The organism is Pseudomonas sp. WP18, assembly GCF_036689585.1.
In the GTDB taxonomy this organism is placed as follows: domain Bacteria; phylum Pseudomonadota; class Gammaproteobacteria; order Pseudomonadales; family Pseudomonadaceae; genus Aquipseudomonas; species Aquipseudomonas chlororaphis_E.
This window is the reverse complement of record NZ_CP144758.1, coordinates 2526896-2540456: the sequence shown is the minus strand read 5'-3', so window position 1 is coordinate 2540456 and position 13561 is coordinate 2526896. Positions and strand designations below refer to the sequence as shown.

Sequence of the window (13561 nt, the reverse complement as noted above, 5' to 3'; positions counted from 1 at the left end):
ACACCAAAAACGCTGCTAGAAGCTAGCGGCCTGAGTTAATGCAATGAGTGCGAATTGTTTGAGGACCGTCAGCATCCAGCCACCGAAGACCAGCAACATGACGACCGTCACGATCAGCTTGGGGATGAAGGTCAGGGTCATTTCCTGGATCTGGGTCGCGACTTGCAGAATGCTGACCAGAAGGCCGACGATCAGGATGGCCAGGAGTAGCGGAGCAGCCACCATTGCGGAGGTCAGAAGCGCTTCCTTGAGCGCGTAGAGCATGAAATCCTGCGTCATCCATAACCCCAACTGAGCTTGATCCAAGGTGCGCTCTGGGCGCGCCATAGCCTGAATGGCAGATCGCCATGATTTCGCCATGGTAGCGATTTAGTGTCAGTGGATGCAACAGGATGTTACGAGGCGGGGACAAATGGTAGGGTTGCTTGGCTTACCGGAGGGTCAGCACTAATTCAAAGGACTTCGCGCACTTCCTATAAGGTACGCGCCCGCGAGCCTTCTTCCGCCTGCGCTAACTCTCGTTTCTTGCCAAAAGGGATGGGGGGAACGAAACGGGGAACGTCTGCCTTCCGAGAGGGGATCCATCAAACAGGCACCAATCGTTGGAGCAGATTTGTGGGGCTCCCTTAAGGTCTGGCCCCTATATCCTCAGGATGTTTTTTTGATAAAGGCAGGAAATTTAACTCCCCTCACCTTCAGCATATCTATGACAGTATTTTTCCAACGCTGTGCTTCGGAGTCTGGTGGTACCTGACGTACTTCAACACTTATTGCCAACTTGCGCAGGTCATAGGTGTAGCCATGCTCCAACAGCCAAGCGATCACCTCAAAATTTGCCAACGCAGCAGCAGCAATGGCCGCCGACTTACCATATTCATCATGGTCATTAACGTCTGCTCCGGCGGCGACGATTAGCATGACGTTCTGCAATCGTCCTTCTCGCGCAGCGCGATCCAAAGGTTTCATGCTCCTTTTGAGCCCAGTCCCTTTAGCATCACCTCCGTAACGAAGTATTAGTTCCAATAGCTCCAAACTATTTCCCCCCGCAAGAAGGGCCATGGCCGAGAGACCACCGAGCTTTTCAGACACTAGGTTGGGATTTGCCCCAGCTTTCAATAATGCTTCGACACCTTTAGCGTTACGAGCGTTAAGTGCCCAGATGAGTGGAGTCGTTCCATCACTCCCCACTTCATCTACGTTGACTCCTTGGGCAGCCAGTCGATTCACATCACCGACACGACCCTCCATTGCGGCGTCAATCAGAGCGACAACCGCAGCATCCCCGAAAACCTGAGACGTCGTATTGCCACCAAGCCGTAAGGAAGCCTGAGCAACTCCTATATTCATAAAAACAAACCACACTAATAGAATAATTCTTGATTTCACTCTCGAAATACTCATCGCGCTGAAGCACCAATCAAATATTCCAAAGACCGTAGTACAGATCCATTTTTATGTTGCTGCAACTGATTTAATGGATTGAGCCGCTCCGAACGCGACATAGGCCTTCCGCTCTGTACAGAAGGTAGCTCAATTCGTCGACCTAAAGCTTCCGGAGCGTAGGCAAAGCCGATATTCGAAGCGAATTTATTACCTGAGAGCAGCCGTCCTGCCTCTATGCCAGCGACGGGTAGTGTACCCAGCAGAGCGGCCGCTACGTCATACCCTAAACTGTCTTGTGCAATGGAAACCAGATCCCCCGCAACATGATATGCCATCACATTAGCTTTTGCAGGCAAAATATCTAGCTTAAGCATTGTTGCAACACGGGGATGCACACCCGCCGCATTGAACGTAATTGCTCGTCCTCCAACCGAGGTAGCTTGTACTGAGGCCAATCCACCACCAAGTGAATGTCCGACAAATGTCACATTTCCTTCAAGCGCCTCGTAAACACCTACCGCCAACGATACCGCAGTTTCGAACTGCCCATCTACATACCCAAAGTTATTAACCGCGTCAGTCCAGGCGTCTGCACCACTTTCTGTGCCTCGATTGGCAAGATAATAACCCCCCTCACTCTCATCTTTGTAAAGAGCAGCAAAAAAATCTGATTTTTTATTTACAAAGTCATCTGGACTCAGCCCAACAACTCGAACCTCATTAGCATCAAGACGATGTATTCCAAACCTGCTTAGATTCTTTCGCATACTCTCGACTCTAAGTTTATTAATCGGATCATCAGAATCATAGTCTAGATAAACGTCATCAGCCATCAGATCCGATATGTATGCTTTCCGGAGTGCCGATGCATCCAGTCCATTCTTCTTCAACTCCTCCAGTTTGGCGGGATCAGCGAGATCTTTAGAGGCTCGCTCTACACGAGAATTCTCATCAGCCACTTCCTTCAACGCAGCATCATACTTTTCTGCATAGCTAATCCGAGCCGCTCGCTCAAAAGCATCAGCGACGATTCCCTGCCGCTTACTCATCGCGCCCGACTCAGGGCCAAAGAAATCGCCCCCCAACGACGCTTCAATCAAACCATTCCCTATCGCGTTACCAAAGGCATCTGCCGCTACGTCTACATAATCCAGCTTGCCGCCTTTTCCAATCAAGGCCTGAACACTGGAACCGACCTGAGCACCAATGATCCCGTTCATGAAGTTGGATTTGAAGTTATCGGTAGTCAGGCCCAACCCTTTGCTGATCCGAGCGGTGGCTACGGAAGCCAACGCTGACGTAGCGATTGAACGCCAGCTGAAGCTGGTGTCCAGGCCGACAATTTTACTGGCTCCGTAGTTGCCAAAAGAGTTCAGTACAGCGGCAGTAGCGATTTTGCCATAGCTACCCACCTTTGCCAGTTCCTGGACGGTCTGCCCGCCCGAGACCAGATTACCAACTCCAGCGCCAATACCTGCGGCGAGTCCCCCCATGGCGACTTGTCCCCAGGAAAAACCGTCGGTCACGCCCATGGCATTACCAGCGAGTTGGGCGGCAGCGCTACCGGCCATGCCACCTACTATCGCAGCTCCAAAACCAGCCCACCCTGCCGCACCGCTGAGCGCGGCGACCCCGGCCCCAGCAATAGTCGCACCTCCAGCAGCCCCCACGGCCACCAACGCTGCGCCTGCCGTAAATATCGTCGCGACCACAGCCACCACCACCATTACGACGCTGGCCAGCCCTTTGCTTTTCTTTTTCTTAGGCTTTGGTGGTTTATAGATCGGCACAGGGTTGAGGTCGCCGGTCACTTCGCTTTGATCATAAGCCTTGAAAGTATCAGCGTTATTAGCGTTGCTGCCGGACACGTTTGGAATGACTAAGCTTGTACCGCGTATCAAGGAGTCATCACCGCTTAACCCATTAGCATCGGCGATGAGATACCACATGCTCGAGTCGCCCCAGGTTTTTTGAGCAATGCCTCGCAGCGTATCGCCATCGACGATCACGTAATTGCTCGGTGTACGCGCTATTTCATCGGATGAGTTTGACGCAATGGTGTCGTAGATTTCCGGTGCACTATTGTTTCCGGTACTGACCAACATATTACCGTCATGGAAAATGTAGCATTGAGTAAAATTGTTATTAACACCCTCCGAACGCACAGTTAGCTGGCCACTACGGTCTGAGGCAAAACGGCGAGTGAAAGGTGTTTTTCCTGTCGCAAACGACACTATCAGCTCACCACGAGCGCTATAGAGCATAGTGGTCAGGGCATTACTTCCGCTATTAATATTTGCCTGGACGAGGAGTTCTTTCCATGAGTCAAAACCCGTGAAGGTAGTGAGATTTTCCCCCCACATAGCTGCAGTACCGTTCTTGTCATAGACTGTATAACGATAGTGATTAGAGCGGCCCGCAGCGTCATATCCAACAGTAGAATCACGCTCTATGCCATCAACACCGATTTTTCTCGTTTCATTGAAAAAGGTGTACTGGTATGCGATCCAGTTACTACCATTCCAACGGGTCACCAACTGATTATTGAGTTTTCCATCTCCGCGATATGTATATGTGGTGCGCGTACGCTCGCCACCAATGACATCCTCTTGGGAAATTCTATTATTACGAACATCATATTGAGCATTGAATATCTGTGCAGCATCCGCCAGCAACGAAGCATAAGATGTGTCGGGATTAGTCGCCAGATTTCGCACCGAAGCTCGGCTAGTAGTGGTTAAGAGTGCACCAAGATCGTTATATGTATAGTTTTTCAGTACATATTCATGGCTTGGATACCCGAAAAAATCAATCGTTTTTACGTATTCTTCGGAAGACGTACGCCTACCCTGTGCATCATACGTATACACCAGCCCCTTACCTCTACCGCTGATGACGCCTGCGGCAATTTGACCGACGCCATTTAGAAAACCGTCCTCAACGAGTACTCGCCCTTCCAAGTCATACTTGAACCAGTTATCGAGGACCGTGCGAACACCCGACTGATTGGTAGTATCCAAGTTGACTCGGCGTCGGTTACCTAACTCATCATAACTATAAGCAAGAGCGTCAATTCGAGCGGTATTGCTCATCATATCGCGCAAGCCTATGTGCTGAGTACCGGCGGGCGCCCTTACGCCAGCTAATCGCCCCTGCGCATCGTATTTGTAGAACGTTTCAAAACTGGCGCCACCAGCGGCTGCCCCCGACGTAATGATAGTAGAGTTGAATTCACGCACTTTATTGCCGACCAAATCATATTCCGAGCCAGTGACCGCCCAGTTATCAGTACTACCCTCGATTACAAACTTGGTCAGACCATTGGCAAAGTATTGATAAGTTTTGTCAGGGCCATCAGCAACCTGCTCTTTCTCCACCTCACCAAAAGCATTGTAAGTATAGGTATAGGTATGTCCGCCCCAATCCTTATACCCAACCAGCCGAGAAACGTCCCCAGTTGAATATGTCCAAGTTTTGGTGCTTCCCATCTCATCCTGTTCGAGCGTCTTGCGTTTGAGGGCATCGTACGCATAGCTGAACATCACCCCGGATTCGTTCATGCTGTGGGTGATATCGCCACGCTCGTTATAAACGGTATACCGGGTTGTCCCCGCTACCCCTGACATATAGGAATTGCCTTGACGGCCATCCTCCACGTTCTTTAACGTCTCCGCCGTCTCGACAGTGCCACTGATCTCGGCATACAGACGCCCGGCCTGGTCGTACTTATTGGTCAATAAAGTGACCTGGGCGCCACTACGAATAACGCCGTGGTTGATCTGCCGATCCATGGCATCGTAACCGTCGACCAACACCGTACCCAAGGCATCCTGGGTGGCGACACGGTTGCCATGGATGTCGTACCGGTACTGCCGCGAGTTGCCCAGCGCGTCGACATCGCGAGTCAGTTGGCCCACCTGGTTGTAGACGTGCTGGCGGGTACGCAATAGGGTATTGCTGGCCATGCCGGTGTATGGCCCGACCAGGTCGGCCTCCTGAATCAGCCGGCCAAGGGCATCGTAGCGCTTCTCATGGATCAGGCTGGCCCGGTAGCTGGTGCCGTTCTCACGCAGGATGTCGGTCACCGGCAGCGTTTCGGTAAGCACCTGGTTGGCGTGGTTATAGCTATAGCTGGTGACGTAGCCGCGGGCGTCAGTGCGGCTGAGGACGTTGCCCCAACGGTCCACGGTCTGCCGGATGATCGGCGTGCTCAAGGTCAGTGTCGGGCTGTTGAGGGTGTCAGTCCTCAGATTGGCTTCGAACGCCGGCAAGTGTTGTTCGACAGTGCGACCGAGCAAGTCGTTGCGCATGTAGGTGATGCGGTCATCGGTGGTGATGCTCCAGTCACCCAACACCGTGCTTCGGCTGACTTTTTCGGAAAGGTCATACTGGAACGCGGTCACGCCGGTTGCGTTGCCGTAGGATTCAAGTCGACCGACCTGATCATAATTGAAGATTTCCACGACGGCGCCGTTGACCTGCTTACGGGTCACTTCGCCGAAGCGGTTATACAACGCGCCTTCACGAGCGGACGCTTGGGTGCTCAGGCCTTCCGTATACCAATCCACCGTGGCGATCTGCTGACCGAGCATGTCGTATTCAAAGGTACGGCGAATGGTGTGATTCATCGGCATCGGTACGCCAAATGCCGTCATCCATGCATTCATCGTGACATTAATCTGTCGGCTTTCCTCAACCCGTCGGCCGGCGATATCGACCTTGTAATTCTGCGACGAACCGGCCGCGTCAATTTCCTGGATCTCATGCCCGACAGCGTCGTAACGGGTACGGGTAATCTGATCCAGGCCGGCCTGCACGGTACCTGCGCCATCAGTGCCTGCAGCCCGAATCTCACGGATCTGCTGCCCGAACGCATTGAGCAGGTAGGTCGTGGTTGGCGACGCTGTGACGGTAGCGCTGGCAAAGGGGTCGACAGCGCCGTTCTTGGCGGTAGCCCGTGCGGGCTCGGTAACTTTGAGCACCTGACCAAGGGTGTTGTAGTCGGTGCTGACCACGTTGCCCTGGGCGTCGGTAACAGTCTTGACGTTGCCTACACCATCATAAGTGCTGCGGCCAAGCAGCAGATCGGCAGTCACCAGGGTGGCGCTGACCGCGCCAGTGCTGGCGTTAATGCTCTGTTGCCAGAAACGCGCGCCCTCAATGGTGGTCTGGCTCTGGCGCCCCATGGCGTCGTAAGTGAAACGAACGCGGCGATCAGTGGCGCTGGCCGTCGGTGCGGCCGGAAGCGCGTTCTCGGTCCAACTGGTGAGTTTGTTGGCGTAGTCGATCTGCCGGGTCAACTGGCCGAGGGCGTCATACTCCATGCGGCTGTAGTAGCCCAGGGCATCCACCGTGCCGATACGCTGGCCGCCTTTATTGTAGAAATACATGCTGCTGGCGCCGGTTTGCACGGTGGCACCGCTGGCGTTACGCGCGGTCTGGGTCTCGCGTACCAACTGACCGAAAGCGTCGTAGCTATAGAGCGTGGTGGGTGCCAGGGTATTCTGGGTTGAGGTAGCGATGTTGCCAGTGAAGGTGTAGAGGCCGACCAGGTTCTTCTGCACCGCCGTCTTACGCCCGAGGGCGTCGTATCGGGTGATCAGGGTGCGATCCTGAGTCGCATCAGGCACGAGGTTGGTGCCGGTCATATCAGTCCAGAGGTAATAACCCCTGGCTGGCGCAGCCAACGTCAGTGCGTTCGCGTAACGCACGGTGCGGATGTTCTGACCGAGCGCATCATAGTCATAGGAAGTGACGCCCTTGAGTGCGTCGACGTCATGGCTGACTCGACCCAACACGTCATAAACCTTATAGGTGTCGACAAAATCGGTCGTTGCAACACCCGTGTTGTTCACTCGAACGCGGTTGCGCACGGCATTGCCAACCGAGTCGTAGGTCACCTCGGTGGTGATCTGGAATGTGTTGGCGGTACCGTCCGAACTCTGCTGGTAGCGACCGTTGAGCTTGTTGTACCAACCGGGGCTGGTGATCCGAATCTGCCGTCCAACGGCATCGTAGGCATAGGCCGTGGTACGTGCGTCACTCACCTCGTCCAATGCCGGGTCGGCCGTTACGCCGGCCCGCAGGCGACCTTCGGTACGACGGGTCACATTACCCAAAGCATCGTAAGTGGTGCTGGTCACCAGATAGCGAGACGCGGCCGTGACCACGCCGGCCTCGGTGATGCTGGCTACAGTGACCGCCGGGGTAATCTCCTCCACCAGCCGATTGAACGCGTCGTAGTTGTAGGTCCAGACGTCGCCGTTCTTGTTGGTCAGCGTCTTGCGGTTGCCCACCGCATCATAGGTGTACGTCTCTACCTTGCCGGCAGCGTCAGTAACGGTTTTCCGTTGGCCGACGGCATCGTAGGTGTACCGGGTGCTACGGTCATTGCTGCTGTCCGGGCGCAACAGCGTTTGCAGGCGCTCGGCACTGAGGGTATCGCTTGCGTTGTTTGCGCCGACAAGTCCAGCCGAGGCCCAATTCGCCAGGCCTGCACCGACGCTCGAATTGGCATTGAGCACCTGGCCGGTGGCCGTGTCGACCAGTTCCAGTGAATCCACTTCGATCTGCCGGCTCGGATCACCGCTGCCGTTGGCGCCATAGTTGTACAAGAGCAAAGGCACCGCGCTGACACTGCCCTCGAAAAACTTGTTGGGGCTGGCGCTCGCATTGATCGGATTGGTGCCGCTGATGGTGCCCTCGAAGGTACGCCAACCCATCTCTGGGGTCAGTTTCACCCCTGCCGCGGCGTTATAGGCGTAGGAGCCACCGAATGGATTGAAGATCTCTTTGCCGGTGCTGTCATGAGTCACTACACCGGCATAGATAAGCCCTTCCCCCGTCACCTGGCGCACCTTGATACGCACGGTGTAGGTCTTGGCTGGATCGATGGCCACTTTCCCTATAGCGGTCATTGAACGGGTATCACCGCTCAAGGTAAGCGTCCGGCCGTCGCTGCTGCCGTCCGCTGGCAGTTGTATGCCCTTGGCGTATTGCACGGTTTCGGTGAGACGGCCATTGGCGTCGTACCTGTTTTCGGTAACCGCACCCTGGGCGTCGATCACATAGCGCTGACGGCCCATAGCATCGTAAACGAACTGGGTGCGACGATCGTTGCTGTCCTGACGCAGCAGCGTTTGCAACTGCTCGGCGCCGAGGGCATCGCTTGGGCCATTTGCCCCGACGAGACCGGCCGAGTACCAGTTCGTCTGGCCGGCCCTCGCATTTCCATTGGCGTTGAGAACCTGGCCGGTCGCGGTGTCGATCAACTCCAGCGAATCCACCTCGACCAGGCGGCTCCCCTCGCCACTGGTGTCGACACCGTAGTTGTACAGCAGCAGGGGCAGTGCACCGACACTACCCTCAAAGAACTTGTTGGGGCTGGCGCTCGCATTGATCGGGTTGGTGCCGCTGATGGTTCCCTCAAACGTCTGCCAACCCATTTCCGGCGTCAGCTTTACACCCGCTACCGCACTATAGGCATAGGAGCTGCCGGCTGCGCTGGAAAGCCACTTGCCCGCGCTGTCATGAGTCAATACACCGGCATAAACTTGGCCCTCCCCTGTCAGTTGACGAAGCCTGACACGGACGGTGTAAGTCTTGGCCGGATCGATGGGGATTTTTTCCACCGAATTCAGTCTGCTCGTGTTACCGCCCAGAGTAAGGGTCCGGCCATCGTTGCCGCCGATCGTAGGTATCTGTATCGGGCTGGCACGACGCACCGTCTCGATCACCCGTCCATTGGCATCGTATTTATTCTCGCTGACGTAGCCGAGGGCATCGACGGTGGCGCTCAGGCGGCCGGCGGCATCGTAGACGTACCAGGTGCTGTTCCCCGTCGCATCGATTTTGCGTGTGACTTGATCGTTACCGTCGTAGCGGTATTGGGTTGTCAGGTTCAGCCCGCTCGGGTCCTGACGCTCACTGATGCGTCGGCCCAGCTTGTCGAATGCATACAGGGTGACCTGTTGGTTGGGGCTGGCACCGGTGCCGCGCATGACCTGAACTTGCTGGCCAACGCCGTCATAACTGTAGCTGGTGGTGATATTCAGGCCGCCAGGGTCTTGGGTCACCCTCAACAACTGACCTTTACGGTCGTAGGCATAATCGGTAATACGCTGCTCGGCCTTTCCTTCCGCGTCTACCACCCGCACCTGGCGTCCTTGGCCATCGAAGCTATAGCGGGTCACGCCATTGGTGGCATCGGTTCGGGTCAGTACGCGATTGACCGCATCGTAGCCATAGCGGGTGACCCGTCCCAGGGCGTCCGTTACCGTCAGCAGGCGCCCAGCCGTATCGTAGGCATTGGTGGTGACCTGGTTCAGGCCATCCTGACGTGTAAGAAGCTGACCGTCCTTGTTGTAGCTATGGCGTGTCACCGCTCCGGTACCATCGGTGATCGTCAATGTCTGACCATGACGATCCTTTACAGTTACGACACTGACCCCATCTGGGGTGGTTACCGTCAAGCTTCGCGCGCTGTCGTTGTAGCCGTAAGTCGTGATCTTGCCCAGGGCATCCGTTTGCGTGAGCACTCGACCAAAGGCGTCGTACTCGCTGGTTTGCCCTTGATTGAGCGGATTCTTGAGGGTAATCACCCGACCATTGCTGGCATAGGTGGTCGTGCTGGTCTGGCCTCGACCATCGGTCTGGCTGATCACTCGACCAAAGGCATCGTAGACCGTGGCACTGCTGCGGGCCAAGCCACCGACATCGTCGATGCGGCCTGTCTGCTCGCCTCGCTTGTTATAGGTGGTGTTGCTGATAACCGTGTTGTTCGCGGAAAGGGACCGAGTCACGGAGGTTTGATTACCGAAGGCGTTGTACCCATAAGAAGTGACATAGCCCAGCGCATCGGTGCTGGAAGCCAGCAGGCCTCGGTTGTCATATTCATACACGCGCCGATTGTCATTGGTCGCGTTGCGGATCGCTTGCACCAGGGTTTTCAAGGGTGCGTCCAGAACCCCGCCCGAGAGAGCGGCAACGTCCGAAGCCGCCAGTCGCGCGGTGAAATCCGTTCGTTCGCGGGCTTCGCCAAACGCGCTGTACACCGTCTCACTGACCTCACCCATCGCGTTGACCACGTGAGTCAGGCGTCCTGCCGCATCATAGTAGGACAAGGTCCGGTTGCCCGATGCGTCACTGGCACTTGCTACTCTGCCAGCAGCATCGTAGCGGTAGGTCAGGCCGTACTGCGTATAAATCGCAGCGACCTGGGTATCGCTCATGCCCGCGGTGATGCGCGCCGACGCTTCACCCAATAGCTTGCCAATGGTTTGTCCGAAGGCATCGTACTGAGTACGGACGCTACGCTCCTCGGTGGCTCCCTGGGCCTGGACTTCACGTACCAATCGCCCGGCCGTATCGTACTCATACGCGGTGACCGTACCATCGGTAGCGACGCGCCGAGCAACGCGCCCCTGGCCATCAAAGGTCGTGGTCGTTGTCTGTGCTACCCCCGTAGCCACCACGGCCTTGATCGTTGCGAATACCGTTGCGTCCGATATCGTCGCGGTAAAGGCCGTACCATAACTAATCGTCTTCTGTGTATTGCTCGCTTCGTCGTACACCGTTTCAGTGACGAACTGTTCCTCATCGACACTCGCGATCTGGCGGCCGGCCGTGTCGTAGTAATACCAGGTCGACAGATCATCAGCGGATGGCTGACGCAACTGGTCAAGGCTGCCGCCAAGCCGACTGGCCGCCGGTGCCACGCTCGCGTAGCGAATGCTTTGCGTCAACCGCCCTGCTGCGTCGTAGCGGTTTTCGCGCAGATAGCCTTCAGCGTCCAGTTGACCGTTCTGGTGCCCAGTGGCGTCATAGAAAAACCGAGTGATTCGATCGCCGGTCTGCTGCTTGATCAACTGCCCACGACCGTCATAGGTGAACGTCGTCAGCGTTCCCACCCCGTCGGCCGAGGTCATCAGTCGACCCGCCGTGTCGTATGAAAACGTCAACAGGCGATCCGCTGAGGTACTCGCCGGACGAACATCGCCCACCCGTTTTTTGAGCACTGCCGTACCGTCGTACCAACCCGAGGTATCGACAAGGGTCGCATAGCGTTTTTCCTGGACGCGCTGGCCGCCAGCATTGTAGCTGTACTCCACCACCGCTCCGACACCATCGACCAGCGCACTGACTCGCCCGGCCTCGTCGTAGAACGTATAACTGCGCGCGCCGGTCGCATCCTGGACCATGACCTGGCGACCAGCATTATCATAGACATACGAAGTGGTACGCACTACCTGGCCAGTTGCTGTTTGCGTCAGGCTGATCAGCCGCCCCTTGCTGTCGTAGGCCTGGGCAACGGTCATTCCCGCGCTGTTGGTGACCGCCACCGTACGATTAATGCCGTTGTAGACGGTTGTTCGTGTTCCGGCCGAATCGGTCTGACTGACCACGCGACCCAGGCCATCGTAAACGACAGAGCTCAGGATGGTTTTCTGACTGCGGTCCGCCCCGCGCGCCACGAGCGTCTGCAACAGCTGGCCATACTGGCTGTAAACGTACTCGGTGACGCTGGTACTGCTTTCCTGCGTACCAACGCCTGCTGCATTGACCACGCTGTAAGTCACTCGACGGCTCAAGTTACCGCGCAAATCGTAACTCAGCTCGGTCAAGGTCGAGCGGGTCCGGTCACGCGCCCCGACCCAGGTGACCAGTTGCGATTCTGTCAATTCGGCCTGGGGCGAGAGCCCGCTCAACGAGAACAGCGCGTCACCGTAGCTGATCTCCTGGTTTCTCAACCCCTGGGCGTTGTAGCGATATTCCACGACCTGGCCTCGTCCATCGACCATGAAACGCACCCGATTGTTACTGTCGTAGGCCAATCGAGTAACTTGCGCGGTGCTGGCCGGCGGCTCGGTCCAGAGCCCGGTAGAACTGTTCAGGATTGCCGAGGCGCTGTAGCGAATCTCGTTGAGCAACTGGTTGTCGGCACTGTAAGTACGAACGACGGTAGTACCCGCCCCATCGCGCTCCAGCAGAGCATTACCGTTCGCGTCGTACTGGTAGGTGATGGCGTTGCCACGCCCATCCGTAACCTTGATGACATTGCCGTCCAAGTCATAGGCATAACGCGTGGACAGCCGTTGGCCATCCACCGCGGGGGTTTGCACTTCGATCAACCGATCATCGGCATCGTAGAAGTAGCTCCACTGCTGGCCCGTGCCATTGACCACATCAGTGCGGTTATTAGCGGTGTCATAGGTGAACGTGGTAATGCCGGACCCATCGGATACGGTCTTGACCCGATACTCGCCATCGAGCAACTGATACGTGAAGCTGGTCGATGTGCCATCGCTTTGCGCGACACTGGCAATGCGGAAACTGTCCGCGTCATAGGTATAGTCGGTTCGATAGACGTTACCGTCGACGATGCTGTTGTCCTCAGGACTCAGATCAGTACTGACATTGATCAACCGACCCTGGGCGTCATAACCGTAGTACACCTGGCGAGTCAGCGCACCGCCAGACGCGCTAAGGGTATCCAGGCGATCGAGCTTGCCGGACGCGTTGTAGATCAGTACCAATTCCTGGCCAGAGCTGTCCTTGACCGAGTTCAGGCGCCCGTTGGCGTCATAGCCATAGCTGATCTGAGTGCCGTTGGCATCGGTAACCGACAACAGCTTGCCATTACTGTCGTAGCGCTCGACAAGACGCCTCGAACCATCCGTCCAGACCATCTGGCCGTTACCAGCATCCCAACTGACTGTGTCATGAGCGCCATCACCTTCGGTTGATTGGTATCGAGTGCCGTTCCATTGATAAACCGTCTGATGGCCATCACCTGTCGTGCGGGTCACTTGGTTGCCTGAGGTGTTCACTGAACCGCTCAACGACAGTCTGCGCTCGCCATCCCAACGCCAGCCGTCGGCATCACCGTCGCTCAGACCGCCCTGGGTGTTATAGGTGCGGGTATGTAGCAAATCCTGACCCAAGCCGGACAACTGCTCGTCGGTGAAGCGCAACACCAGGTTGCCATTACTGACATTGACCAGCGCCTGCCCCCCGGCCTGGCCCAGAATGCCCTGGCCACCAACACCGCTGCCTCCGAGTGAATTCAACGAGGCATTGAACAGCCCTAATCCATTACCGGCGACGATGGCGACCATGATTTCCTGAACTCCCCGACGAAGCTGAGCCGTCCGCGCGGCTAAAAACATTGCTGCTGGCC

Annotated in this window: 3 protein-coding genes; all 3 read right to left on the bottom strand. The window is 56.2% G+C overall.

Features of this window, described 5'->3' with window-relative positions:
• Positions 1 to 15 precede the first annotated feature (15 nt).
• Positions 16 to 279 carry a flagellar biosynthetic protein FliQ gene (locus tag V5F23_RS11305; protein ID WP_338474616.1) on the bottom strand — a complete coding sequence of 88 codons (264 nt, stop codon included), beginning with the start codon at positions 277 to 279 and terminating at the stop codon, positions 16 to 18.
• Between the two features lie 369 nt (positions 280 to 648).
• The gene (locus V5F23_RS11300; RefSeq protein ID WP_338498424.1) at positions 649 to 1386 is read right to left on the bottom strand and encodes an ankyrin repeat domain-containing protein; all 738 of its coding nucleotides are present in this window, start codon (positions 1384 to 1386) and stop codon (positions 649 to 651) included.
• Between the two features lie 11 nt (positions 1387 to 1397).
• Positions 1398 to 13499: a hypothetical protein gene (locus tag V5F23_RS11295; RefSeq protein WP_338498421.1), complete on the bottom strand. Its 12102-nt coding sequence runs from the start codon at positions 13497 to 13499 to the stop codon at positions 1398 to 1400.
• Positions 13500 to 13561 lie beyond the last annotated feature (62 nt).

What these genes read in the sequence shown, in the direction of transcription:
- V5F23_RS11305 (WP_338474616.1), bottom strand. Translation starts at nt 279, where the DNA reads ATGACGCAGGATTTCATGCTCTACGCGCTCAAGGAAGCGCTTCTGACC.
- V5F23_RS11295 (WP_338498421.1), bottom strand. Translation starts at nt 13,499, where the DNA reads ATGGTCGCCATCGTCGCCGGTAATGGATTAGGGCTGTTCAATGCCTCG.